The organism is Campylobacter sp. P0103, assembly GCF_002139545.1.
Lineage (GTDB): Bacteria > Campylobacterota > Campylobacteria > Campylobacterales > Campylobacteraceae > Campylobacter > Campylobacter devanensis.
The window spans coordinates 65,334-91,769 of record NZ_MJKG01000002.1 but is presented as its reverse complement, the minus strand read 5'-3'; the positions used below and the strand labels follow the sequence as shown (position 1 = coordinate 91,769).

Annotated in this window: 26 protein-coding genes and 2 tRNA genes; 11 read left to right on the top strand and 17 right to left on the bottom strand. The window is 32.4% G+C overall.

The window, feature by feature from the left end:
• Position 1: 1 nt before the first annotated feature.
• From leuB to CIGNP103_RS03140, 6 genes are read left to right on the top strand one after another with little or no spacing between them, the layout of a single operon-like run.
• Positions 2-1,072 (top strand): 3-isopropylmalate dehydrogenase, encoded by a 1,071-nt coding sequence (leuB, locus tag CIGNP103_RS03165; RefSeq protein ID WP_086224920.1) that lies wholly within the window; start codon positions 2-4, stop codon positions 1,070-1,072.
• Positions 1,069-1,320, top strand: coding sequence for a hypothetical protein (locus CIGNP103_RS03160; RefSeq protein ID WP_086224919.1), 252 nt, complete (start codon positions 1,069-1,071; stop codon positions 1,318-1,320). The genes leuB and CIGNP103_RS03160 overlap by 4 nt, the downstream gene beginning before the upstream one ends.
• Complete coding sequence (locus tag CIGNP103_RS03155; RefSeq protein WP_086268571.1) at positions 1,317-1,853, top strand: CiaD-like domain-containing protein; 537 nt, start codon at positions 1,317-1,319, stop codon at positions 1,851-1,853. The genes CIGNP103_RS03160 and CIGNP103_RS03155 overlap by 4 nt, the downstream gene beginning before the upstream one ends.
• Positions 1,813-2,907, top strand: coding sequence for a CCA tRNA nucleotidyltransferase (locus tag CIGNP103_RS03150; protein WP_086268570.1), 1,095 nt, complete (start codon positions 1,813-1,815; stop codon positions 2,905-2,907). The genes CIGNP103_RS03155 and CIGNP103_RS03150 overlap by 41 nt, the downstream gene beginning before the upstream one ends.
• Positions 2,894-3,739, top strand: a complete 846-nt coding sequence (locus CIGNP103_RS03145; protein ID WP_086268569.1) for a Ppx/GppA phosphatase family protein — start codon at positions 2,894-2,896, stop codon at positions 3,737-3,739. The genes CIGNP103_RS03150 and CIGNP103_RS03145 overlap by 14 nt, the downstream gene beginning before the upstream one ends.
• Entirely contained in the window at positions 3,736-4,179 is a 444-nt protein-coding gene (locus CIGNP103_RS03140) for a GatB/YqeY domain-containing protein (RefSeq protein WP_086268568.1), read from the top strand. Before CIGNP103_RS03145 ends, CIGNP103_RS03140 begins: the two co-directional genes overlap by 4 nt.
• 28 nt (positions 4,180-4,207) lie before the next feature.
• Here CIGNP103_RS03140 and CIGNP103_RS03135 read toward each other — a convergent pair whose 3' ends face one another.
• From CIGNP103_RS03135 to glmM, 11 genes are all read right to left on the bottom strand, one after another.
• On the bottom strand, positions 4,208-4,948 hold the full coding sequence (locus CIGNP103_RS03135; RefSeq protein WP_086226029.1) for an SIMPL domain-containing protein: 741 nt from the start codon (positions 4,946-4,948) through the stop codon (positions 4,208-4,210).
• A 100-nt stretch (positions 4,949-5,048) separates the two neighbouring features.
• Positions 5,049-6,476, bottom strand: coding sequence for a type I restriction-modification system subunit M (locus CIGNP103_RS03130; RefSeq protein WP_086268567.1), 1,428 nt, complete (start codon positions 6,474-6,476; stop codon positions 5,049-5,051).
• On the bottom strand, positions 6,473-7,636 hold the full coding sequence (locus tag CIGNP103_RS03125) for a restriction endonuclease subunit S (RefSeq protein ID WP_086268566.1): 1,164 nt from the start codon (positions 7,634-7,636) through the stop codon (positions 6,473-6,475). The genes CIGNP103_RS03130 and CIGNP103_RS03125 overlap by 4 nt, the downstream gene beginning before the upstream one ends.
• Positions 7,629-10,019, bottom strand: a complete 2,391-nt coding sequence (locus CIGNP103_RS03120; protein ID WP_086268565.1) for an AAA family ATPase — start codon at positions 10,017-10,019, stop codon at positions 7,629-7,631. Before CIGNP103_RS03120 ends, CIGNP103_RS03125 begins: the two co-directional genes overlap by 8 nt.
• A 15-nt stretch (positions 10,020-10,034) precedes the next feature.
• Complete coding sequence (locus tag CIGNP103_RS03115; RefSeq protein ID WP_086268564.1) at positions 10,035-12,743, bottom strand: type I restriction endonuclease subunit R; 2,709 nt, start codon at positions 12,741-12,743, stop codon at positions 10,035-10,037.
• A gap of 440 nt (positions 12,744-13,183) precedes the next feature.
• Positions 13,184-13,260 (bottom strand) — tRNA-Met (locus tag CIGNP103_RS03110).
• Positions 13,261-13,271: 11 nt separating this feature from the next.
• Positions 13,272-13,347, bottom strand: a tRNA-Val gene (locus CIGNP103_RS03105).
• 76 nt (positions 13,348-13,423) lie between these two features.
• Positions 13,424-13,870, bottom strand: a complete 447-nt coding sequence (locus tag CIGNP103_RS03100; protein ID WP_086225308.1) for a CopD family protein — start codon at positions 13,868-13,870, stop codon at positions 13,424-13,426.
• A gap of 50 nt (positions 13,871-13,920) precedes the next feature.
• Positions 13,921-14,289 (bottom strand): NINE protein, encoded by a 369-nt coding sequence (locus tag CIGNP103_RS03095; RefSeq protein WP_086268563.1) that lies wholly within the window; start codon positions 14,287-14,289, stop codon positions 13,921-13,923.
• Positions 14,289-14,735 carry a signal peptidase II gene (lspA, locus tag CIGNP103_RS03090; protein ID WP_086268562.1) on the bottom strand — a complete coding sequence of 149 codons (447 nt, stop codon included), beginning with the start codon at positions 14,733-14,735 and terminating at the stop codon, positions 14,289-14,291. The genes CIGNP103_RS03095 and lspA overlap by 1 nt, the downstream gene beginning before the upstream one ends.
• Entirely contained in the window at positions 14,728-16,068 is a 1,341-nt protein-coding gene (glmM, locus tag CIGNP103_RS03085; RefSeq protein WP_086227268.1) for a phosphoglucosamine mutase, read from the bottom strand. Before glmM ends, lspA begins: the two co-directional genes overlap by 8 nt.
• Positions 16,069-16,236: 168 nt before the next feature.
• Between glmM and rpsT the strand changes: the two genes are divergently transcribed.
• From rpsT to CIGNP103_RS03070, 3 genes are read left to right on the top strand one after another with little or no spacing between them, the layout of a single operon-like run.
• The gene (gene rpsT, locus CIGNP103_RS03080; protein WP_086229391.1) at positions 16,237-16,503 is read left to right on the top strand and encodes a 30S ribosomal protein S20; all 267 of its coding nucleotides are present in this window, start codon (positions 16,237-16,239) and stop codon (positions 16,501-16,503) included.
• A gap of 8 nt (positions 16,504-16,511) precedes the next feature.
• On the top strand, positions 16,512-17,579 hold the full coding sequence (prfA, locus tag CIGNP103_RS03075) for a peptide chain release factor 1 (protein ID WP_086241472.1): 1,068 nt from the start codon (positions 16,512-16,514) through the stop codon (positions 17,577-17,579).
• Positions 17,579-18,136, top strand: coding sequence for a manganese efflux pump MntP (locus tag CIGNP103_RS03070; RefSeq protein ID WP_086241473.1), 558 nt, complete (start codon positions 17,579-17,581; stop codon positions 18,134-18,136). The genes prfA and CIGNP103_RS03070 overlap by 1 nt, the downstream gene beginning before the upstream one ends.
• Here CIGNP103_RS03070 and CIGNP103_RS03065 read toward each other — a convergent pair.
• Both CIGNP103_RS03065 and CIGNP103_RS03060 read right to left on the bottom strand, forming a co-directional pair.
• Positions 18,125-18,364, bottom strand: coding sequence for a replication/maintenance protein RepL (locus CIGNP103_RS03065; RefSeq protein WP_179186995.1), 240 nt, complete (start codon positions 18,362-18,364; stop codon positions 18,125-18,127). The genes CIGNP103_RS03070 and CIGNP103_RS03065 overlap by 12 nt on opposite strands.
• An 11-nt stretch (positions 18,365-18,375) precedes the next feature.
• On the bottom strand, positions 18,376-19,896 hold the full coding sequence (locus tag CIGNP103_RS03060) for a phosphoethanolamine transferase (protein WP_236847413.1): 1,521 nt from the start codon (positions 19,894-19,896) through the stop codon (positions 18,376-18,378).
• Positions 19,897-20,037: 141 nt separating this feature from the next.
• Here CIGNP103_RS03060 and CIGNP103_RS03055 point away from each other — a divergent pair, with 141 nt between their 5' ends.
• Positions 20,038-20,796: an exodeoxyribonuclease III gene (locus CIGNP103_RS03055; RefSeq protein ID WP_086232296.1), complete on the top strand. Its 759-nt coding sequence runs from the start codon at positions 20,038-20,040 to the stop codon at positions 20,794-20,796.
• 9 nt (positions 20,797-20,805) lie between these two features.
• Positions 20,806-21,306, top strand: a complete 501-nt coding sequence (locus CIGNP103_RS03050) for an isochorismatase family protein (protein WP_086241475.1) — start codon at positions 20,806-20,808, stop codon at positions 21,304-21,306.
• A 106-nt stretch (positions 21,307-21,412) separates the two neighbouring features.
• Here CIGNP103_RS03050 and CIGNP103_RS08100 read toward each other — a convergent pair whose 3' ends face one another.
• The 4 genes from CIGNP103_RS08100 to CIGNP103_RS03035 are packed head-to-tail and all read right to left on the bottom strand — an operon-like array spanning position 21,413 to position 26,420.
• Entirely contained in the window at positions 21,413-21,565 is a 153-nt protein-coding gene (locus CIGNP103_RS08100; RefSeq protein WP_179187280.1) for a hypothetical protein, read from the bottom strand.
• A complete protein-coding gene (locus CIGNP103_RS03045) occupies positions 21,549-23,387 on the bottom strand; it encodes a mechanosensitive ion channel family protein (protein ID WP_086241476.1) in 1,839 nt (612 codons plus the stop codon). The genes CIGNP103_RS08100 and CIGNP103_RS03045 overlap by 17 nt, the downstream gene beginning before the upstream one ends.
• Complete coding sequence (locus CIGNP103_RS03040; RefSeq protein ID WP_086234937.1) at positions 23,350-23,985, bottom strand: carbonic anhydrase; 636 nt, start codon at positions 23,983-23,985, stop codon at positions 23,350-23,352. Before CIGNP103_RS03040 ends, CIGNP103_RS03045 begins: the two co-directional genes overlap by 38 nt.
• Positions 23,986-24,032: 47 nt before the next feature.
• Positions 24,033-26,420 (bottom strand): sensor domain-containing phosphodiesterase, encoded by a 2,388-nt coding sequence (locus tag CIGNP103_RS03035; protein WP_179187279.1) that lies wholly within the window; start codon positions 26,418-26,420, stop codon positions 24,033-24,035.
• Positions 26,421-26,436: the final 16 nt, after the last annotated feature.

Sequence of the window (26,436 nt, the reverse complement as noted above, 5' to 3'; positions counted from 1 at the left end):
TATGAAAAGTTATAATATTTGTGTAATAAAAGGCGATGGAATCGGCCCAGAGATCGCTGATGAAGCTATAAAAGTTCTTGATAGTGTGAGTGCTAAATTTAATTTTGAATTAAATTATGAGTACTATTTGATGGGAGGGGCAGCAATAGATGTCTTTGGTGAGCCTCTTCCTGATGAGACGTTAAATGGTGCTAGAAAGAGCGATGCGGTACTTTTTGGTGCGATTGGTGGCGAAAAATGGGATAATCTACCTAGACATCTTCGCCCAGAGAGTGGGCTATTAAAGCTTAGAAAATCACTAAACGCATATGCAAATTTGCGTCCAGCAATGATATATGATGAGCTTATTAACGCCTCAACATTAAAAGCTGAGGTTATAAAGGGTGTAGATATCTTAGTTGTTAGAGAGCTAACTGGTGGATTATACTTTGGTCAGCCTAGAGAAAAGCTCGAAGATAGAGCCTATAACACAATGACTTATACAGTTAGCGAGATTGAAAGAATTGCTAAAATTGCCTTTGAAGCAGCGATGAAAAGACGTAAAAAAGTTTGTATGGTAGATAAGGCAAATGTACTTGAAACTAGTCAATTATGGCGTGAAGTAACAGCAAAAGTAGCACAAAATTACCCAGATGTAACGCTTGAGTATATGTATGTAGATAATGCAGCTATGCAGCTTGTACGATATCCAACTGGATTTGATGTTATTTTGACTGAAAATTTATTTGGAGATATTTTAAGCGATGAGGCTAGTATGGTTTGTGGCTCTATTGGTCTTCTTCCAAGTGCTTCAATGGGTGGCGATGTAGGAATCTATGAGCCAATCCATGGAAGTGCTCCAGACATAGCTGGACAAGGTATTGCTAATCCTATAGCTATGATTCTTTCAGCTGCAATGATGTTAAGATATGCCTTAGGCGAAAATGAAGCAGCAAACTGCATAGAAAACGCTATAAAAGCTGTATTAAAAGATGGCTATAGAACCAAAGATATCGCTAAATTTGACGCAGTTGAGATCTGTACAACTAGTGAAATCGGCTCAATTATTAGTGACTATATCAAAAAACAATGAGAGGCACAATTACAGAGGCTCTGATTTACGAAAATCAAGGGCTAAGAGATGAGGCTCTAGAGGTTTATAAAAATATTTTAATGCGTGATCCAAACAATCAAGAAGCACGCTCAGCTATTAGACGGCTAAGTGGTCTAAAGCGCAAAAATGGCGAGACAAATGAACAGATGCTAGAGTTTTATCTAAATTTAAAAGAAAACGATGATGCTGGTATAAGAGAATTTAAAAGGTGGTTGATAAAGATATGAGATTAGAAGATATTGCCAAGCTTACTATTGATGAGGTAAATGCTCAACTACAAGGCACAAGCAGTGCTGTGGCTAAAAATGGCTTTATCGTTGAAGAAGCAAGCGATAATAATGAATCTAATGAGTTAAGGCGTGAGTTTGATTTTAATCAAGAACCTCGTCAAACTATGCAGCCCCAGTTTAAAGCTCAAACTATAGCACAAAAAGAGGCTGCTAAGAAAAATGCTATGGAGATAAAGGAGATGCTAGCTTCTAGAGTCGCATCTATTGATACTTCAGAACCATTAAGATCAAGACCGCAGCCAAAGCCGCAACTCCAACCACAAGCCCAGACAAGGCCACAAGCACAAAAAAATCTTGGATCAAGCGAGATGTTATATCTACAAGGGCTAAAAGAGAGAATTGGCGTGCTATTTGAGGGGCTAAATAGCGCTGATAGTAGTAATAGGGAATTTAGGATGGATATGACGATTAAATTTTTGGAATTTATGCTTGCTAGTATCGACAATAGGCTATCAAATCTCTCAAAATAGCGATTTTGACGAACTTAAAAAATTACTTTTAAACCATACAAAACGAGCCTACTTAGTTGGCGGATCGGTGCGTGATGCTATACTAGGAATTGGCTCAAAAGATTATGATATTGAGATTTACGATATTACGCCAGATAAATTTGATGCCCTGATGCAAGAGTGCGGTGCTGTAGGTGTGGGTAAGAGCTATTTTGTCTATAAGTTAAAAAACTATGATCTAAGTCTGCCACGAACTGAATCTAAAAGCGGATATGGTCATAAGGGTTTTAGTGTAGAGTATTGCAATGATGAACGCATAGCTAGCGCACGCAGAGATTTTACAATAAATTCAATTATGGTAAATATATTTAGCGGTGAGGTATTGGATTTTTGGGGTGGCGTGAGTGATTTAATGGCTAAAAGATTAAGAGTTACTAACCCTAAAACTTTTAGCGATGATAGTTTACGAGTACTTCGTGGAGTTCAGTTTGCTGCTAGATTTGATTTGGTTTGTAATAGCGATAGTCTTAAGATTATGCAAAAAATAGATATAAGCGATTTAAATGCTAACCGTATATATTTAGAGCTTGAAAAGTTTTTTATAGCTAAATTTAAAAGACGTGCAATGGAGTTACTTAGTGAGCTTGGGTTAGATTTAAAGCTTTTTGGCGTGGAGTTTGATGAGCGATTTATACAACAAATTTCAAATAAAATTCACACTCATAAGGCTTCATTTTTATACCATTTAATTAACTATTATGCTATTGATGGCAAATCTCTTATCTCTAGACTTGCTTTGCCAAATTGCTATTCTATATCTTATAAACAGCCATTTTTAAGGCGAGTAAGTAAATTTGAACTACTTAAAATCGCCCTTGATATGCCGCTTTGTCAGTGGCTTGGGCTTGATAGCAAAGCTAGAATTAAGATGGCAAAGGATTTGGGAATTTATGATTGTAAATTCTCACCGCATATTGATACCACCAGTATCAAGACAACTGGCAAGGCTTATGGCGATGAGCTAAAACGACTTAGAATTCAAGCTATAAAGGATTATTTAAATGATTGCAATTGATCTTGGAAGCAACACAATTAGAGCTTGTAAAATGGAGTTGCTTAGTAGCGGTTTGTTTGAGTGTGTTTATAGCTTTGAGCGGATAGTTGGTTCAGCTCGTGGGCTAAGCCATACTGGATTAGCCATAGATGCTATGGAGCGCATTAGAACAGCAGTGGCTCAGCTTTGTACTGAGGCGTCATTTAGCTCTAGTATAGCAGTAGCGACTGAGGCTTTTAGACAAGCAGCAAATTCGGCTGAATTTTTTAGGGATATTAGGGCTGAATTTGGTATTGAATTTAATATTATTAGTGGTGAAGTTGAAGCATATTTAACCCGTTTAGGTGTAGAAAATCGTGCTAAAATTTTAAATCTTAATCTAAAAGATTCTCTTTTAATCGATCTTGGTGGAGCTAGTACAGAGATTAGTTTTGGCGAGGTGAGTCGTAGTTTTAGCTTTGGGATTATCACAGCCTTAGAGAGCAATAAGAGGGCTGAGATATCAATGGCTATAGAGTTTATTAAGCAGTTTAAATTTAACAATATTATTTTAACTTCTGGCGTACCTACAACAGTTGCAGCGCTTAAGCAAGGGTTAAATTATGCTAATTATAGAGCAGATTTGATAAACGGAGTGCAGATTAAAAATACAGATTTAAACTGGGCGGCAAATTTGCTAAAAACTACACCAAATAAAGATGAGCTAGTAGGTAAAAATCGTGCCGATTTGATTGTTAAAGGGTGTGAGATTTTATCAAATTTAGTAGGGTTTAACCCGTGTATAGTGATTGATGATGGTTTGCGAGAGGGTCTTTTTATAGCAAAAAAATTAAATTTAAAGGAGATAAAATGAGCGTAAAAGCACAAATTTTAAATGATATAAAAGCAGCGATGAAGTCTGGAAATAGTTTTGAGAGAGATACCTTGCGTATGATAAACTCGGCATTTAAGCAGATTGAAGTTGATGAGAGAGTGGAGCTAGATGACGCTAGAATCTTTACAATTTTACAAAGTGAGATTAAGCGTCGCAATGAATCAGCCACGCAGTATAAAAACGGCGGTAGAGATGACCTGGCACAAAAGGAGCTTGGCGAGATAGAGATAATCTCTAGATATCTACCAAAACAGCTTAGCGATGATGAATTGAAGGCGAAAATATCAGAACTAATCGCTCAAAATGGTTTAAATGGGATTAAGGATTTAGGCGCATTGATGAAGTTAGCCAAAGAGGCTATAGGCTCAGCATGCGATGGTAAGCGTATGAGCGAAGCGGCTAAAAAGGCACTTTCATAATTTAAATTTGCCCCATTTAGGGGCTTTATTATTTGCAGTTATATGTGGCTGTTGCCGATAGGGTTTGGGTATGTTTGGACTCTATTGGCGTTTGGGTTGATTTTAGGTTTGCATATACTGCTGGGTGGCTAGTTCCGGTAAAATCAACGCTATTTAATACACAATTTTTACCAAGCTCATTTGAGTAAAGCTGTGCTTTTTGCATAGCGTTATTTAATACTTTAATGTGTAGTAGCTCGTTATTTTGTGTTGATATGGCATCTGATACTGATGGAGTTATGGCTGGTAGATTAATGCTTATAAACTCATTGTTTTTTAATAGCGTATTTAATTGAGTAATTAAGTTATCATATTTATCAATGCTATTTTTATCAAATTTACATCCAATATCAAAGTTTATAAGCTGTCCGGTGATGATTCTAGCACCATCGTTATAGCTATAGCTTGGATTTATTGAGTAGGTAGAAGCTTTACAAATTTGACTATCTTTGGCTAATTTTAACGCCTTATCAAGTGTAGCAGTGATAATTTCTAACTCATTTGGAGCTATTTGGTCTTTGGTACGCAAAGCATTTGTAGATTCTAAGCTAATATTTGCACTAAATTGATCTGGAATAAACTCCACGCTCTGTGTAATTGTGCGATTAAATTTAAGCTCTTTATCGCTAAACTGATTTTGAGATAAAAACTTAGCATCAAATACCACACCAGCGATGAATACTATAAGCACAGCCAAAGCAAAAAGCGACTTAAAAAGAAGATTTAACATATTTATCCTTATTTTTAAAATGATTTAGTATTTTACAACAGATAATATAATGCTAAGTAAAGAGCTAAAAAGTTAAATTTTGCTCTTTACTTTATTATTTTTAAACCTTAATCTGCTCAAGCTCACCTAGCGCCGCAGCGATATCTGCTTTTATCTCTTCTAATATCTCATCTGGAGTTGCTATATTTTCGCTATTTATTACGCTTTGTTCTTTTATCCACGATATATCGAGGTTTGTTTTATCTCGCTTTAATATCTCATCTATGCTAAAGCATTTAAATCTCTCACTTTGTTTTCTTTGAGCTAGATTATCGCCATAGCATTGGATAAAATCAGCCAAACTCTCATCATTTAGTGGATTTTCTACAAGAGTAAAATTTTGATTTGTCCTTAGATCATATACCCATACTTGAGTAGTTTTAGGCTCATTACTTGGAGTTAATTTATCAAAAAACAGCACATTTGCCTTTACTCCCTGCGCGTAAAAAATCCCAGTAGGCAGACGCAAAATCGTATGTAGATTAAAATCCTTTAAAAGTCGTTGCCTCACTTTCTCGCCAGCTCCGCCCTCAAATAGCACATTATCAGGCAGAACAACAGCTGCTTTACCACCAATTTTTAACACGCTCATTATATGTTGCAAAAAGTTTATCTGTTTATTAGAAGTGCTTACTATGAAATCATCTCTTTCATAGCTTTCGCTTTGAGTATTTACGCTACCATCATCACCCATAATTTTGGTAGATGATTTTTTGCCAAAAGGTGGATTTGTCAGTATCATATCGTATCTTTGATCGCCTAGACTTAAAAGACTATCGCTTGTTTTTACTGGACTCTCATCACCGCCTATATCATGTAAATATAAATTCATCGCACATAGACTAGTAACTAGTGGTGAAATATCGGTGCCACTTAGTGCTTTTGTTTTTAGATTTTCTAGCTTGGTTTTATCTTTGCTACTAGCCCTCATATACTCATACGCTTCTAGCAAAAATCCGCCAGTTCCACACGCTGGGTCATTTATACTCATACCAATTTGTGGCTTCATCACACTTACTATGGCTTTGATTATTGCTCTTGGGGTAAAATATTGTCCCGCTCCGCCTTTGGTTTCGGTGGCGTTTTTTTGTAATAACCCTTCATAAATCGCCCCTTTGACATCTACATCTAAGCCTAGCCAAGTTTCATTATCTATTAAGCTTACTAGCCGTTTTAGTTTGGCTGGTTCGTTGATTTTGTTTTGAGCTTTTTGGTATATAGTGCCTACTATACCACTTTGCTTTGATAGAGTGTTTAAGGCATTGGTGTAAGCAGTTTCTAGCTCACTTCCATCTAAATTTGATAAATTTTGCCATTTACAATGAGAAGGCAAAAGCGACGCAACGCCCAAAAATTTCTCTCTCTCATCATCCATTTTTAAAAATAGCAAATAGGTAATTTGGCTTACATAATCTGTATAGCTAACTCCACTATCTCTTAATATACTAGCGTAATTCCATACCTTGCCTATTAACGCACTTTCGCTCATATTTCACTCCTTAACTCTCCACTAAATGCTTTTTTTAATATACTTTGTTTTAAGTTTTTAGCATTTTGAATGCTTTTATCTATCAAATTTAGAGTTTTATCCACTATTGCAAATCTCCTATCTATCTCAGCCACTATTGAATTTTGTTCTGATAATGGTGGGAGTGGGATTTCAAAATTTCGCATTGCTTGTAATGAAACATTTTTAATAGTGCTACCTGTTGCTTTTAAATTGGCATAATTTAAAAATTCATTACTCTTTAAATTAAAAAAAATGTAATATTTATTAACATTATCTTTTAAATTTAAATAACATACACTTTTTCCAAGTATAATTTTTTCATTGTTGTAAAAGCCAATATTACCAAGAGTTCCGTTTATTGAAACAAAAATTGTATGAGTGTTAAAATCTTTTTTATATTTTAAAGCCTCATCTGATGATAATCTTTTTACATTATTGTTTATTATTAAATATGGATATGAAATATTTCTGCCATTTATAAAAAAATATTCTCCATCATCATTATAGCTTGGAGTTCCATGCAAGCCATCGCCTATTTTTTCGCAAATTTCTCCTAGTTTTTTAACTTCCCAGTGGGTGGGTGAAGTGTTAGGTAGCAAATCGCCATTAAACGCAGATTTGAGCACACTTTGTTTATAAAGTTTTAGATTTTCTTTTGCATTTATTAGATTGGTTATAGCATTTTCAATTTTTGCAAAACTATCATCTAATTTATCAACAATAGCTTTTTGCTCCAACAAATTTGGTATATAAATTTCTCGCTTTGCATATTCAGAAATCCAATATCTTTTATGCGTATCACTTTTATGTTGAATAGTTTGCATTTTATAAAACAAAAATTTTAAATTTACATTATCCACTGGTCGTAAAATTTTCATCGCTGATGATTTAACTTTAAAATGAAAATTTACATATTGGCTTGAAGTTGTAAAATCATCAAAAATAATTACAGGCGTATCTTTAAAAATTCCATCTGTTTCATTTGTATAGCCTAAAATAAAGCCTTTTCCAGCTGTCAAAACAGGGGTTTTATAATCATTATTATATTTTGTAGACTTAACTATATATTTGCTTGGTTGCTCGTATTTTAATACATCTTCAAATTTTACTTTTTCCCAACCTTTTGGTATTTTATTCATCTAAAAACCCTTTTTTAGAAATTTCCATATCCTTTTCTTTGTTTTCATCTATACTTTCGCATAGTGCTTCATATTGCTCTGGGTCTTTCTTTTGTATGGTTTCTAATACAAATTCTGCGATTTTTTTACTCTCTGGTATATCTAATGGTTTCATTCCACGTTCTAAGATTTCTCTTAAATGCGAGTATTCTTGGATATATCTATTTAATAAGATTGCATTTTGTTTGGAGCCAAAAAATCTTTCAATTGTTTCAACGCCTAAAGATTTTTTTTGTGGATATTTAAAAAATAGATAAATTTCTAAAAATTTTCTAAGATTATTGCCAAAATTATATGTCAAAATAGTTTTTGTATCTTCATTATATCTTTCATTTATATTTTTGTATTTGTAAATTTGTTCAAATAAATAACTAAATTCCGTGGTATAATCTTTAAGAAATTTAGGCATATCTACTATTTTGCTACCATTTTCATCTTTTTGAATCATATAAAAACTTTTTTCAGTTTTATCTGCTAATCTCTTTAAATATTTTAAAAAATCTAAATTATGAGTAGATATAAATAGCTGTTTGTATTTTAATTTTTTATCTTCAAATAATTCGCTATTAATAAGAGAAAATATAAAAAAAATATGATTTGAATCTAAACTTGAAATTGGATCATCTATCCAGATTATATATGGTTTTTCGCCATCTGTTTTTATATCTTGTAGTTTTGCCATGAAATAGCAAAATCCTATCAAGGTGCACTCGCCTTCGCTTAAATTATCTGCTTTTTGTCCATTTCTTAAAATTTCAAATTCGCCCTTTTTACCTTCTAATACACGAAATTGTAGTGTTTCATTTCCAAAAAATGAATTTAAATAACGATTTATATTATTTTTACTCGTTTCCTCGCCGCTTATATGTGTTTGTAATTCTTCTTGTTTTCTTTTTGCTTCTTCTTTTTCTTTTATTTTATCGTCTTTAACATTATTTAAACGCTTTATTTCATTATCTAGTGCTTCTATCTCTTGTTGCTTGCTAAAATAATCAATATCTTTTAATCCTTTTGAAATTTTACTAATAATTATTGCTTTTTTTGCTTTCTCTTTGTCTTTTGATAATCGATCTGTTTTTTCGTTATTTTTGTTTGCTAAATTTTTAAAATCCTCTATTATTTTTGCAACTTCATTAGAGTTATCAGTGAAATTCTCAAAGATGATATCTTTGTAAGGATTTTCATATTTATCTTCTAGCTTTTTTAGTATTGTTTTTAAAAGATTATTATACTTGTTAAATATCTCTTCTGCATCATTTTTTATTTTTTCACCTTCTTTTTGATATTCTAAGTATAATGCTTCTTTTCTTATAGCACGAATATTTTTTAGATATTTTTCATCATAGTTATTATTGATATCTTTAATCAAATTTATTAATTTTTCTATCTTGCTTTTATTTATTTGTCTTTTTTCATCATTTAAATTTTCTAATAATTCAGTTATTCTTTCTTTTGATACTTTGCCTTTGCAAAATTTGCATTCTTGCTCTTCTTTAGTATGCGAGTGAAAATCTAGCCCAGCTTCTAGCCATTTTCTAAGCTCGTCTTGAATTTCTTCCCTTGGAGTTAATTTTTCTTCTACTAGTATTTTGGCTTGTGATAAAATTTCAGACATTTGAGCTTGTTGAAAATTAAAATTTAATTTAATAGCTTCTTTTGATTCATCTCTTAATCTATTGATATTAATTTGTAATTGTTCGTCATTGAGTATATTGTTATCTAAATTCTCTAATGTTATATTTTTAATTTCTTCTTTTACTTTTATTATATTATAATTTGGCTCTGCCAATAAATATTTGATTTCTTTAGCTATATCGCTTAATTTGTTGTCTTGATTGAGCTTTTCTTTACTTTTTTCTTTTTCTTTAATTTGTTGTGTTATCTCTTCTATATCACCTTCTAAACCACTTGCTATAATATTATTTTCGGGATCTGATTTTTTACCTATTTTGTTTTCTAATTCTTTAATTTCTCGAAAAATTTTATCATTATGTTCGCCCAAAATTGCGCTTTGAAACGACAAAATACTTCCGGAATTTTCGCCATTTATCAAAAAATTAAGATTTTTATTTACAAAATCTCTATTATAAACCCTAACTTCAAAATCTGCATTTTTTATATCAGTCTCTGAAAAATAATTATCACTATTTATTTGAATTTCAAATTTTATATCATCATAACCTTGTGGTAATTCTTTTGTTTCAAAACTTCTAATAATCCTAGATAGTGTAGTTTTACCTGCCCCATTGTGACCATATATGATATTTATCTTACCAAATTCATTTAATTTCCAATTAAAATTTTTATAGGTTGCACAATTTATATGATTAAATTTTTTTAGCATAGTTATCCCTTTATTTTACGCCACTAAGGCTTGATTTAATTCTATTAGTAAATTCTCAAAGTTATCAAAAAGCGTTCTAGCTTTTAAAATTCCACCCTTATCACTCAAAAAGCTCTGTATGTCTGCTAAATCGAGATAAGAATTGCTTATTATATACTCTTTTATAAGTTCTAAAAATTCGTTTTGTTTTTCATCAAATATTATGCCCTTGTTCTTTTGCCTACCTTTCCATAGTTCAAATCTAGAATTTGCTATGTTGCTAAACTCCCTAAGCTCATCATCAAAACCTAGAGCAAATTTGACTAATTGTATGATATTTGTAAGACACCCCACAGTACTTTTGGCGTTATTTTTCACTTTGTCTGGTTTGATTAAAGCGTAAGAATTCCATATTTGAAAACTATCTAGATTGTTAGATTTTAGCTTGTCGTTTAGTTCGTTTATTAACTCATAAGTAAGTTTTCTATTTTTATAATCTTTATTATAGATTATGCTTAGAGCCGTGATCTCATCTTTATTTTCATTGATAAAATCATTAAAATTTGCGATTATTTCATTAGCTTTGTTTTTATTGAATTCCGCATTTATCACACTATCTGGTGAAATATCATCTATATAGAGTTTTGATTTTTGCGATAGATCTAGTAACATTTTACGAAATATAGGCTTATTAAATGGTTTTAAAACTTCATCTTTTTTGGCTATGATTTCATCATTGTTTAAATTTTGTGTAAGATCTACATCTAAGGTATCTAAAATATCGCTAGCGAGTTGCCCTAGTGTTTTTGAATCTAGTATTTTTGAAATTTGAGTTTTGTCATCATCGCTGATATTGGCTTCTATTCGCACTAGGCGTCCAGCAAGGCTAGAGAGCGTATTATCGCTAGTATCGCCATTAGCCACATTTTCTAAGATTTTAGCTAGACTTATACCTTTTTTGCGTTCAAGTGGTGCTGAAATTGTTTTTTTGCTTTCGCTTACACCTACAGCATCTATGAGATAGAATTTATCTTTGCTTTTAGCATTTGGTGTGATAGTTTGTAAATCATTAGGATTTATGGTGCGAACGCCTCTACCCTTCATCTGTTCGTAATACAAAGATGACTTTACATCACGCATAAAAATCACCACTTCAAGTGGCTTAATATCTGTACCTGTAGCTATCATATCTACAGTAACTGCTATGCGAAAAGTCGGGTCTGTTTTAAAGGCTTTTATTAGTTCTTCTGGTTTTGCGTTGCCGATATTATATGTAATTTTTTTGCAAAAATCATTACCTTGCCCAAAAACTTCTCTAGTTATGCGAGTGATATTTTCAGCGTGATTATCATCTTTAGCAAATATAAGAGTTTTTGGTACAAAGCTATGCTCACGCTCTGGATAAAGCTCGGTAAAAATAGCATTCTTGTAGCATTCTAAAATAGTTTGAATTTGATTTATAGATACTACGGAGCGATCTAGGTCTGTTTTTTGATATTCTAAATTTTCATCTAGGCTTTCATAGTATTTCAATCTAGTTTTTTTGTCCATTACAGGCACCAAAAAGCCTTTTTGGATAGTGTTTCCGTATTCGCTGATTTGAGTTTTGATGCGAAAAATTTCACAATCAACATTTATACCATCTATTATAGAGCGCTCTAGCGGGTATTGACTAACTAAATTCGCACTAAAATATCCTAAAGTCTGCTTAGATGGAGTAGCAGTAAGTCCGATGATAAATGCGTCAAAATACTCTAAAACCTGTCTCCACTCGCCATAAATACTTCTATGGCATTCATCAACTACGATAAAATCAAAACTCTCAATAGGGATATTTGGATTATAGCTTACTATTCGTTCGCTCTTATTTTCGCTTTTATAGTTTTCATAGGCTGAAATTTCTTCATCTTTTTCATCATAGTATTCATCGCCACTAAGCATAGAATACATACGCTGAATAGTGGTGATAACGACTTTTGCATCTTTATCTATGGTATTTGTATTAAGATGTTGAGTTATATAAACTTCACTAAATTTGCGATTTTCATCATTTAGGTGAAAATTTTCAAATTCATTTTTGGTTTGTTTGCCAAGATTGTTTCTATCTACCAAAAATAACACCCTTTTTGCACCAGCAAATTTAATAAGGCGATAGATAAAATTACATGCTGTAAAAGTTTTGCCAGAACCTGTTGCCATTTGGATTAAGGCTCTTGGTTTATAATTTTTAAGGGAGTTTTCTAGCGAATTTATGGCATCAAATTGACACTTTCTAAGGTTTGCCATTTGTAGGCTCGGCATAGATAAAATTCTATTTCTTAAAGTATCTTCTCTTAGAATTTTTGCTAAAAAATCAGGGCGATAGAATGCAAAAATTCGTCTAGAACGGCTTTTTTTATCACGCAAATCAGTAAAATAAATCTCAACACCATTGCTTTCAAATAAAAATGGCAACTCATTATCCATATGAGTGCGGACATTTGTAGGTAAATTTTTAGCATAATGACGAGATTGATTTTCTACACCGCTTAGACTAAGACCAGCTTTTTTAGCTTCTATAACGCCGCAAGCTTTGCCATCTATAAAGATAAGATAATCGGCAAAACTACCATCACTCATAGCAAACTCACGAACTACAACGCCAATACCTGCGGTGCGATCAAACTCATCTCTATTTTGCACGATAAACCCAGCTTTAATAAGTAAGGTATCAATATTTTGTCTAGATTTTTGCTCTGGTGTCATTTAAATTTCCTATAAATTTAACTTAACTCAATAGAGTTTTTAGTTTTTATTTTGCAATAGCTCTTATTAATTTTAATAAACTTTGATAGATATTTTTTTATTTTATTGAATATAAATTCACGCTTTACTTTGCAATGCTAAGTGCGATAAATTATCTCTTTTTATGCCTTTAAACTTGCTTAATTTATATTTAATACAATTTTAAAAAGTTCTAAGTTTTATTGTAGCTATAATTTATTAAAAATTCATTTACACCTTTTTATATACAGCTATATTGCTCACAGCAAATTTGCGATAAATCCAATAAATATAAGATTGCTTTACTTTATTAGCATTAAATTAAAATAATTGAAATAAGGCGATAGCAAAAAACTTAAAAGCTAGTTAAATATGGTTTAAAGTGTGTTTAAAATATTTAAAAAAGTGTTAAAAAGTGATATTGGTGCCTAGGGGGAGACTTGAACTCCCGACCTCCGGCTTATGAGACCAGCGCTCTAACCAGCTGAGCTACCGAGGCACAAAGGATTATGGTGGCTCTAACAGGACTTGAACCTGTGACCCCCACCATGTCAAGGTGATGCTCTACCAACTGAGCTATAGAACCTTTTCGGCTAAAAAGAATAGAATTATACAAATTCAAGCCTTAAATTTGAATAAATTTTTGGGCTTGAATTTAAAATTTATACCAAATTTGCCTTTACAAGCATAGCATATAGGATAACAAACATTATAATTGTAGGGACTTCATTATACATTCTAAAGAATTTACCGCTTTTTGTGCAGCGATTTTCTTTAAATTGTTTCATAAAATATCCTAAACTAAAATGATAAATCACTAAAATCACTACACAAAGTAGCTTCATATGAAAATATCCTTGCTTCATTAGTTCGGGTTTAGCGCCAATTAAAATAAATAATCCTGAAGCTATCGTAATAATCATCGCAATCCATCCAATTCCATGAAATAGTTTGGATTCTTGAATTTTTACAACATCACAAAAGCCGTTATTTGCTATATGTTCAGCATGATAAACAAATAGCCTAGGCAGATAAAAAAGCATTGCCATCCACGATATAAAAGCAGCATAGTGCAACCATTTTAACCATAAATAGGTTTGAAATTCCATATTTTCTCCTTAAATTTTTTGCAAGTTTAGCATATGATTTATAAATGAATTTAAATATTCTTTAAAATCATATCTTTTTGTCTTAGATACTCTTCGTAATTTATAGCACCACTTTTGTAAAGCTCGTAAAGTTTTTCTATATTTTCTAAATTTTTAATATCACTAATACTATGCTGCAATGCGTTTATCTCGTTTATTTTTACCACCCAGCTATGAAGCAAAAAAGCATCAATTAGCCACCATATTAGCCAAAATCCTAAAAATATATAGCCAATTAAAAATATTGCCGTAGCACTTCCAATCCAAAATAGTGCTAATTGCATAACTCCGCTTAAAAACTTTCCGCAGTAAATTCTATGAGCGCTAAAAGCTGATAGAAAAAACCATAACAGATAGGCTATGTAGATATTTCGTCCCATTATTTTGCCTTTTTTTGTATTAAGGTTTGTAGCAAGATTATAGCTACGCCTAAATTTATCATAATATCAGCAAAGTTAAATACAGCAAACTCAAACCACTTATGCCAAAATATATAATCGACTACGCCTGGATGTATGAATCTATCAAAAATATTAGAACATCCACCGCCTAAAATCAAACCAAAAGCCGCTGTGTGCGACTTTAAAAGCTCTTTTTGCTTAATTAAATAAATAACTAAAAGTGTGATTAATGCAATCTGAAGATATTTTAAATTTCCTTCTAAAAATGCTAACATTGAAAATGCAACGCCTTTATTGTAAACTAGCACTAGATCAATAAAATCGCTTTGCCATCTAAAGCCTTGCAAAAATAGCCATTTGATTAGCTGGTCAGTTGCAAAAATGATAGCAAAATAGCCTAAAAATTGCAAAAATACCTTATTCATTTAATGCTTTTAAAAAGAATTTTTCTACCTCTTCCATCTTTTGAGCGACTAGATTTTCATCCTTGCCCTCTAAGAGTAGTCTAATTAAGTTCTCTGTACCAGAGTAGCGAAATAGTGATCTAATATGGAGTTTTTCTAGTTCGGATTCAAGCTCTTTTATTCCGCTGATTTGATCAAGTGGGCGTTTTTGTACTATTTTTAAATTTGTTAATTTTTGTGGATATGGTTTGATTTTTCCAAATATTTCACTAGCTTTTTTACCACTTTTTAATAAGCATGCACTAACTTGAAGTGCTGAGACTAATCCATCTCCGGTTTTAGAAAAGTCGCTAAATATGATATGGCCGCTTTGTTCGCCTCCAAAGTTTATCCCATGTTCTTTCATCATCTCTAAGACATATTTATCGCCAACATTTGAGCGTTTTAGGGCAATTTTGCGTTTGCTTAAGTAATCATCTAAAGCAGCATTGCTCATCACAGTTGTTACTATTGCTTTTTTGCTTAGCATATTGTTATCATCTAAATAGCTAGCCAATACCCCAAGAAGCGCATCACCATCGACTACTGTACCTTTTTCATCTACTACAACTAGCCTATCAGCATCTCCATCAAATGCAAATCCTATATCAGCTCTAAGTCTTTTAACCTCAGTAGCAAGACTCTCAGGATGTAAAGCGCCGCAATTTTCATTAATATTTGAACCATTTGGTTCATCATTTAAAACTATTATTTCAGCGCCTAATTCGCTAAATACTGTCGGAGCAACTTTATAGGCTGCACCATTTGCTACATCTAGGACAACTCTTAACCCTTTTAAGGTTAGCTCTTTTGGAAATGAATTTTTAATATGCACGATATAGCGACCTATTACATCGTCTATTCTTTTGGCGCTTCCGATATCTAGGCCAGTTTTTTGATTGTGTTGGATTAAATCTAGATTAAAGTAAATTTCTTCAATCTCTCTTTCATCGGCTTCAGCTAGTTTATTGCCACTCCCATCAAAAAATTTAATTCCATTATCAAAAAATGGATTGTGACTCGCACTTATCATAATTCCAGCATCACAACGCATATCTTCAGTTAAAAATGCAATAGCAGGAGTTGGCATTGGGCCAATTTGCACTACATCATAGCCAACTGCTGTAAGTCCTGCTACTATAGCAGTTTCTATCATATAGCCACTTTTTCTTGTATCTTTTCCTACTAGAATTTTATTAGTTTTAGAGTGCGCTCTAAAGTAAATTCCAGCAGCCATCGCTAGGCGCATAGCAGTCATTGCATCAAGCTTTTTACCTGCTAATCCTCTTACTCCATCAGTTCCAAATAGCTTCATATCATCCTCATAAATTTGTAAATTTAATCGTATTTTAGCTAAAAATGTTAAACTAACAAAAATAGTGCTAGAGTTGGCTATTTTACTATATTAAAAGATACTTAAATTCAGTTTTAATTAATAATATTTTGGTATAATTCCGAGCTAAAATTATGAAAAAGGTAAGTTATGGCAAATCACAAATCTGCTGAAAAAAGAGCAAGACAAACCATTAAAAGAACAGAGAGAAATAGATTCTACCGTACAAGACTTAAAAATTTAACAAAAGCGGTAAGAGTTGCAGTAGCTAACAACGATAAAGAAGCAGCATTATCAGCATTAAAAGATGTTAATAAAAGTTTCCATAGCTTTGTAAGCAAAGGCTTTTTGAAAAAACAAACCGCTTCTAGAAGAGTTAGCCGCTTAGCAAAATTAGTAAATACATTAGCTGCGTAAGCTAGTTTATGCTCGCACAAAAATTACAACCATTCATAGATCGTTTTAGCGAGATTGAGAGCTTGCTAAGCGATCCATCAGTCATTAGTGATATATTTCGTATGACTGAGCTCTCCAAAGAACAGCGAAATTTAGAACCAATAAAAGAAGCTAGTGATAGGTATCTTAGTATCTTATCAAGTATCGAAGAGAATCGTGAATTATTAGGTGATCCAGAGCTAGGTGAGTTGGCTAAAGATGAGCTTAAAACGCTTGAGCCAGCGCTTGAGAGATTAGAAAATGAGATTAGAATTCTACTTATCCCAAAAGATCCAAACGATGATAAAAATATATTTTTAGAGCTTAGAGCAGGTACTGGCGGAGATGAAGCAGCGCTATTTGTTGGTGATTTAGCAAATGCATATATGCGCTATACTGAGCAAAGAGGATATAAATTCGAAATTGTTAGTTCTAGCGAGGGAAGTGCTGGCGGATTTAAAGAGATTATTTTGCTAATAAAAGGTGATGGTGCATATTCAAGACTTAAATTTGAAGGCGGTACCCATAGGGTTCAGCGTGTACCTGAAACTGAGTCACAAGGTAGGGTACATACATCTGCTATCACAGTAGCAGTAATGCCAGAAGTGCAAGATAGCGAGATTATTATCAATGAAAATGATCTTAAAATCGATGTAATGCGCAGTAGCGGTCATGGTGGTCAAAGCGTAAATACTACTGACTCGGCTGTAAGAATCACACATAAACCAACTGGTCTAGTAGTAGTCAACCAAGATGGCAAAAGTCAGCATAAAAACAAAGAAGCCGCAATGAAGGTTTTAAAAGCTAGATTGTATGAGATGCAAGAAAAAGAGCGTCTAGCAGCCCAAAGTCAAGAGAGAAAAGATCAAGTCGGAACAGGCGATAGAAGTGGTAGAATTCGTACATATAACTATCCACAAAATAGAATTAGCGACCATAGGATAAACTTAACTTTATATAGACTTGATGCGATTATGGCCGGAGGGCTATTTGATGAGATTATCGATCCATTAATTGCTGATTATCAAGCAAATGCAATAGCGAGTGCTGGCTTGTGATGGAGTTGCTGCTTTTGGCTGTGGCACTATCGATGGATAGTGCAGCATTAAGCATAGCCAATGGCGCAAGATGTGGAAAATTAAATTTATTTAAAATTAGCAAAATTGCCTTTATTTATGGATTTTTTCAAGCTCTTATGTTGCTTATTGGTTACTTTTTAGGGCTTGAATTTATTAAATATGTCGAAGCCATTGATCATTATATAGCATTTTTTATATTATTTGTTTTGGGCGCTAAGATGATAAAAGATTCTAGAGAAGAAGAGGATCTAGAGTGTAGTATTGATTTGAGTTTAAAACTTTTAATAATTGGGGCGATCGCTACTAGTATAGACGCATTGGCTGTTGGTGTAGCGCTTAGCTTTGAGGGTGGTAGTATCGCAGTTAGCTCAATAGTTGTAGGGCTAGTATGTTTTGCTATTTGTATTGTTGCAGTTTATATCGGCAAGTATCTAGGTGAAGCACTAGAGAAAAAAGCGCTTATCTTGGGTGGTGTTATCCTTATAATTATCGGATTTAAGATTTTGTTATCTCATATTTTTGATTTAGATATTTAGTTGGTATAAGCCATTTTTGATCTTTTTTATAACCCTTTTTTGGGTTAGTAAATTTATGGTATCAATGGCCGTTGGTTTGCTGATATTTAGCGTAGCGCATAGCTCTTTTATAGTGTATTTAAATCTCTTATTATCATCTAAATTATCTATGATAAACTCTATAATTTCTGATTTTTTATCGCCTAAAATCATACAAATAACACTTTTATATAGAGCTATATTATCCAAATTTATCTCCATTAATCTTTTTTATACATTATATCTAAGTTTGGATTATATTCGCTTGTTTGGATAGCAAAAAATCCTAGCATAGTGTGAAAAATATTATCATGTGAAAAGCTATTATCTTTTAATATTTTTAAGCTTTCTAGCTGATTTTGATCTTTTAGCCATAGCAGTGCTGGGACTTTGGTTTGAAAATCTGGTGCTAAGAAATATGGGGCGCCATGAAGGTAAATTCCGTTTTCTCCAAGGCTCTCGCCATGGTCGCTAACATAGAATAATCCGGTTTGCATATCGTTTTGTTCTAGCATATCTACTATTTGATTGACTATATAATCTGTGTATAAAATTGTGTTATCATAGGTATTTACTATCTCTTCATAGGTGCAGTTTTTAAGCGTAGCGGTATCGCAAGTCGGGCTGAATTTAGCAAATTCTTTTGGGTATCTTTTGAAGTATGTTGGGCCGTGGCTACCTTGGAGATGGATTACTATAAAGCTACTCTCTTTGGCATTTTGAATTCTATTTTGTATCTCTTCAAGCATAACGCCATCATAGCTATCGCCACCATAATTTTTGGCATCTTTTAAGCGAGCGCAGACGCCTTTACAATATCCAGAGTTATTGCCTATCCAGCTTACTTTTATCCCAGCAGTCTCTAAGACATCTAGTAAATTTCCGCTATTTTGGGCTATATCAACGGAGAAATTATCTCTATTTAAATTCGAAAACATACAAGGCAAGCTTATAGCAGTCGAGGTCCCGCATGATCTAAACTCAGAAAAGCTTAAAAGGCCATTTTCTTTTGAGTATGGATTTGTATCGTATTTATCATATCCATTTAGTGAGTAGTTGGCTGCCCTAGCAGTCTCACCAGCTATAAAGACAAATAGCTTTTTTGTCTCTTTTGTCTGTTTAGCATCAAGGCCAATAGGAGTAAATTCGGCCTTTGGTGATAGGGATTTTATATATTTGTAGCTTGAGTATAGTGAATAAAATGGGGTTGTGTAAAATCTTATTTGATTGTAATTTCTAAAAAATGGGATATAATCTTTGCTTAAAATACCAAAAAGAGAGCCAAAAACCACTAATGAAGAGATTATGAGTATAGTGCGATTTTTTAAGGCTGTTGAGATATTGGTTTTGGTTATTTTGACTTTTATTATCAAAAATATAGCTATAATAGCTAAAAATATCCAAAATATCATATTTAAATTTAATAGATCTTGAACCTCTTTGGCGTCTGTTTGAAGGGCGTTTCTTATCATTTCGCTATCGATGATTACCGAGTAGGCATTCATAAAATAGGCCCCAACAACGCCAATGATGGTTACAAATATTGCTAAAGCCTTTGTGATATAGGGCAAAAATATTAAGCCAAATACAAATACTATTAACGAGTAAAATAGTATCGGTAAGGTCAATAAAGTAGAGATATTTTCAGAGAAATTTAAATTTTCAAACCCAAAGGCAAAAAATTTATAATTTAATGCTGTGATAAATAGGGCAAAATATAGAATAAATTTGTTTGAGCTCAATATAATTTCCTTTGAATTAAATTAAAAAAGATAGATTATATAGTTAATTAGTAATTTAATGATAAAAATATGGTTAATGATTGTAAATTTTAAAAAATATTTTAAAATTTGAATTATAATGAGATTAAAAAAGGATTAAATTTGAGATTGATTTCGTGGAATGTCAATGGGCTTAGGGCTGTTGTAAATAAAGATGGATTTTCGTGGCTTGGTGAGTATAGGCCAGATTTTTTGGCTTTACAGGAGATAAAGGCAAGCGAGGATAAGATACCAGCCGAAATTTATAATCTAGGATTTGAGAATATATCTGTAAATTCAGCTAAAAGAGCGGGGTATTCGGGTGTGATGAGCTTATCAAATTTAAAAACACAAAATCTAAAATCGCAGTTTTTTGATGATGATGAGGGTAGAGTTTTGGAGCATATATTTGATAATATCCATCTTTTTAATATATATTTCCCAAATGGTCAGCAAGGTGATGAGAGACTAGGGTATAAGATGGATTTTTATGATAAATTTCTAGCTTATATCAAGAGTTTGGTTAGTGAGGGTAAGGGGGTGATATTTTGCGGTGATGTAAATACTGCTCATCGTGAAATAGACCTTAAAAACCCAAAGGCAAATTCTAAAACTAGCGGATTTTTACCAGTTGAGAGAGCGTGGATTGATAGGGTGATCGAGGCTGGCTTTATCGATACTTTTAGATATATTCGTGGCGATATAGAGGGTGCGTATTCGTGGTGGAGTTATAAATTTAATGCACGTGCTAAAAATGTCGGCTGGAGGATTGATTATTTTTTTGTCTCGCAAGGGTTAAAAGATAGATTAAAAGATGCTTTTATATTAAGTGATATCGAGGGTAGTGATCACGCTCCAGTTGGGATTGATATTGATTTGTAGGAGAATTTTATGAGTTTAGTTTTAGTTATAGATATTCAAGAGAGATTAACTCCAGCGATGAGTAACGCAGAAGAGTTAGTAGCAAATTCGTTAAAGTTTTTACAAATTGCTAAAGAGCTTGGAATAAAAATCATTGCAACTGAGCAATATCCAAAAGGACTTGGAAATACTATAGATAGTTTAGATTGTTTTATAGATGAAAAATTTCAAAAGATGGAATTTAGCGCTTATAATGCTATAAAAGATCAATTAACAATGATAAATAATATCTATATAATTGGCATTGAAGCACATATTTGTGTATATCAAACAGCTTTGGATTTAATAAAAAATGGCCATAATGTTACGCTAATTGATGAGTGTATTAGTTCTAGAGATCCAAAAAATAAATCCCTTGCATATGCAAATTTAAAAAATATAAGTGTAAAACCACTTGAAATGGTGGCATTTGAGTTACTTCAAAGTGCTAGCCATCCAAGCTTTAAGGCTATTTCAAAATTGATAAAATAGTTTTATTATTTTCTTTAGTGATAACAAATTGCCACTAAAGAAAATAAGTTTTACTAATATTGCAAGAGATAAAAGCAGCAGTTAGAACTAACAAATTTAACTATATTTACTCCATATCATAGCTATCTTCTTCGTCTTCATTATCATATGAATAGTCGTTTTCATCATAGTTGTAACTACGAGAATTTTTATAAGAAAATTCCTCATCTTCATAATCTTGTAGATCTTCATCTAGATCATCATCAAATCTGTTTGTCATCATTTTCTCCTTTATAAATTTGAATTTTTGGGATGGATTCTATATATAGACTTCTGCTAGGGAAAGCGAAACTCGCATCATCATATCGCTCTACTATCTCCATTATTTTTAGCATTACATCCTCTTTGGTAGCTAAATACTCGCCCCAAATCACGCTTTTGCTAAAGCAATATATCAAGATATTTATAGAGTTATCGCCAAACTCATCAAGCACCACAAAAAGATTGCTCTTATATCCATCTAGGTCATCGACTGAAACCATACTTTGGCGATATTTTATCCGTGCGTCATTGCTATTTAGGGCACTATCTATACCGCTTTTAGCGATGCCAGGGTGATTTAAAAGCATCTGTTTTATATCATTTATGCAGTTTTGGATACTCTCTTTGCTTGTAGTGTAGCTTAGGCCGACTTGCATTTTGATTTGACGACCGACTTTGCGGCGATTCCAGTTTTTGATACTTTCGCTCATGATTTTTGAATTTGGTACAAATACCAAGGCATTATCAAAAGTCCTAATAGTGGTTTTTCTAAGTCCGACTTCTACTACAGTGCCTTCTATCCCAGCACAAACTATCCAATCGCCTTGACTAAATGAGCTATCAAAAAGCAGTAAAATCGAGGCAAAAAAGTTGGCTATAATATCCTTTGTTGCTAATGCTACGGCTAATCCACCGATACCAAGGGAGGCGATAATGGTGCTGATATCAAAGCCAATTTTGCTTAAAATTATCAAAATTGTAATGAGAATAACGATGAAATATAGCACTTTAATTATGAGATTTATCACCTCTTTTCGGCCTGATTTTTGAGCAATTTTGGATAATAGCATTATGCCATATCCATCAAGGGCACCTATCACAAACCACGCTATAACCACGCTATAAGCGATATCGAAGTAGTTTTTCATCTCTATATTTATGGTGGAGGGATAATAGGCAATTATCAAAGACAAATTCAAAGCATAAACAATAAAAAATGTAAATACCGGTAGCCTTATAGCGGCTACAAACTGCTCTTTAAATTGATTTTGCGTATTTTGATGGCGTGATAAGATGGTGATAAATATCCTATAAAGCAAAAGTGAGGTTAGTCTTGGTATTAAGATAAAAAATATACAAACTAAGATTATAATCGCTATTTTGCCAATATTTATGGAATTTGAGTTGAGGTTTAGAGATGAGTTTATCTTGTCAATTATGCTTTGTAAATTTAGACTAGTTAACACAAAATTACTATCAAATAGTTCAGAATTATCCTTTAAATAGTTGAGAATTTCGCTATAAGTTTGCCTTTTTAGCTCTAAGGCGTCTATATCATCTTTATAAATTTGAGTTTGGTCTTGGCTTAGGGCTTTTATCTCTTGGTAGTTTGAGATTTGAATTTGAGTTATAGCATCTATCAAGGCTTCATCTGGGGTTTGGTCGTAGTCTTTGAAGGCTATTGAAATTTGAGATAGAGTTAGGTAGTAAATTTTGTCTAAATTTATAGATGCTAAATTTATTTGAGTTTTGATATAGTGATTAGAGCTAGGCTTATATTTTGCAAGCTCTTTATTTAGTACTTTTATGTATGAGTTTATCTGTGTTTGATTGAAGTCACTACTGCTAGTTATGAGTGCTGGTAGGCTCTTGATAAGGCTATCTTTTTCTTTTTGTAGAATGGATATCTCATCATTAATGCTAGCATTTTGCTCTTTTATTATGGTTAATTGAGAATTTAGCGATATGATTTTATCACTTACGCTAATTAGCTCATTTGATAATAAGATATTACAAAATAGATTAAAAATCAGTAAAAATTTGAGAGTAAATTTCTTCATAGTTGATGCTCTTTTCTAATAATTTAAAGCTTTTTGTAGTGTCATCATAGTTGTATAATTCTCCTGTTTCTATAATGTAGTGCCAACCATAGAGTCTTAGCTCTTTGGCTTTGAGCTTGTCTATCACGCCTGGGAAGGTCATGATATTTTGAAGTGAGTTAATGATATTTAGCCTTTCAGTTACCCAAGCTCTTTTGGCTGGTGTTATATTCTTGTCTTTTAAAACTTCAGTTTTGATATTTTCAATTATCATAAGCCACTTTTTGACAATTGGTGTATTGGCTAGCTTATCATCGCTTTGATATAGTGCCTCACAGCCACCGCAGTTGCTATGTCCGCAAACTATGATATTTTTAATCCCTAGAGTATGTATCGCATACTCAATAGCAGCCGTTGTAGCTAAAAATTCATCTACTAATCTATAATGCGGGACTATATTTGCGATATTTCGCACGACAAATAGCTCACCTGGCAAGGTATTGGTAATCAAATTTGGGACAACTCTAGAATCAGAACAACCGATAAATAGCGTGTGTGGCGCTTGTTTTTTGCTTAGATGTTCAAATAGCTCTTTGTGCTCTATGAAGTTTTCTTCCATGAATTTAACTGCGCCGTTTATTATATTGTGATGCAAATTTACTCCTATTATTCTATATTATTTGGCAATACCGGCCTAGCTAATAGATAGCCTTGTGCATAGTCTATGCCTAGATTTTTGACAATCTCTAAAATTTGTGGAGTAGAGACAAACTCAGCCACGGTTTCATATCCTTGACGCTTAGCAAAATCTACAATCGTCATTACCACGCTTTGAGCATTCTTATCAAATGGTAGTTTAGATATGATAGAACCATCTATTTTGATATAATCTATATTTAATTCAAGCATTCTATAGTAGTTAGAATACCCACTACCAAAGTCATCAAGACTAAGCCTACAGCCATAATTTTTAATCTCTTGAATAATTGGGTTTATAGCATCATAATCATCAACCCCTTCACTCTCTAAAATCTCAATGGTAAGATTTTGTGGATTAGAACAGCTATCTAGCTTTTGAATAAATAAATTTTTAACTGGTTCATTCATCATATCTACACTTGAGAGGTTGATAGAAAATCTCTTTTTATCCCCAAATCTCTCTAAAAGTTCAAAAGCACGATTGATAACTTGCTTGGTAAGTGCTAGATATAACGATGTTAGCTTGGCCACACTTAAAAACTCATTTGGATAGTGAATTTGATTTTGTTGATCTAAAATACGAATTAAAATCTCATATGAGCTAATTTTTGGTTTATTTTCTCTAATATCAAATATTCCTTGACACTCGACAATTACTCTATTTTCATTTAAGGCGTATTGAATTAGTCGTGTAATGGTGGCGTTTTTTTGATAGTTTTTCTCTATTGGGTTATCGTGATTATAAAAGCTAAAACTTAAATCTTTATCCTTAGCATCTTGAGCAGCTAAAATAGCTTGAGTTAGTCTATTTAAATTTGGCTTATCTTCATTTGAGCTAATACCAATGGTAATAGAAATATTTGGTAAAATCTCAAATCCGCCCTCAGTCTGAATGGTGATATTTTTGGATTTGAAATATTCTAAAAGATATTTTATATCTTTTTTGATATTATCGCCTTTATACCAGATACAAAACTCATCAAGTTGCATTCTATATGCCATAGCGTCGATTTTATAAGTGCTAATAGCTAGTTTGATAGAGTTAGCAATTGCTACAAATATTAAATCAATTAAATCCGAGCGGTAAAAAAATCTTAAATTTACAAAATCTGTAATCATTAGATAAATTAGTGTGCCATTTTGGTTGGCTTTGATAGCATCATTAAGTGAGGTTAAATTTCTTAATCCTGTGAGATTATCAATATTTGAACTCTCTTGTAGTTGAGCGTTTTTAAAGTTTAATTCCTTACTAGTTAATCTCTCTTTTGTGATATCACGTTTTAGGATTATAGCTCCACTAATATCGTTAAATTCATCTAACATTGGTATCGCAACTATATTTTCGTAGATAAGAATTCCATCTTTTGATTTGCTCACAAATTCGTTATATGTTTTAACATCTTTGCTTTGGCAAATTTCATCAAATATATCAGTTCCTTGCATATTCATATTTAATGCACTTAGCTCTTGATTTATAATATCTTCTTGGCTAAAACTGCTTGAATTTATAAATGAATTATTTACACTTGATATTCTTCCAAATTTGTCTAAGATTATTATTTGATTTGGGTTGCTATCAATAAGATAGGCAAGCTGCTTTAGCTTAGCTTTATTACTGCGATTTTGATTGCTTAAAATCCCATTTTTAGTCAAAGCTAGAAATGCTACAATTAGTAAAAATACTGAACATGTAATAAGCGCATATAAAGCAGAGTTAAAATGCTCTATTGAGTGATTTAGGAGTTGGTCAATTTTGCTTTCAATTTTTAGTGCTTTGTTTTGGATTTTAAGGTTTGGAATAGTGATTAAGTTATCATTTACATGCTGAATTTTGATTAAAAATTCATAATCAAACTGCTCCCTTGGCTCGTTAATTAGCTTGGTTAGATACCTATCAAACTCATCTCTATTAAAATCAGATATAAATCTTGAGTTGATTAACAAAGCATAAGCTTGTGCCATTTGTTTAAAATCTATAGTATTTGGTAGTTCTTTGTTTAGCTCAAATAGACTTTTAGAGATATCTTGACGGATTATATAATAATTTCTAATGATATCATTTCTAGTTTTTAATCTGCTTTTTAATGTGTCTAAAAGTTCAACATGTTCAACATTATAAAATAGTTTTGTAATAATAAAATTTGAACTGATTTTATCCATTAAAGCGTTGATTTTATTAATACAATTTTCGGTATTTTCAATTGTCGTATGGATATTTTGGAGGTCAATTTGCAGATACAATTCCTCATTTAAGCGCTTTAATTCAGCAAAATCATATAATCGCTCATCTGTTTTTAATAAAATTTGCCCAGTTGATATGATAAAATAAAGGCATACCAAGACAAAAAATATCAATACAATTCTTATAATA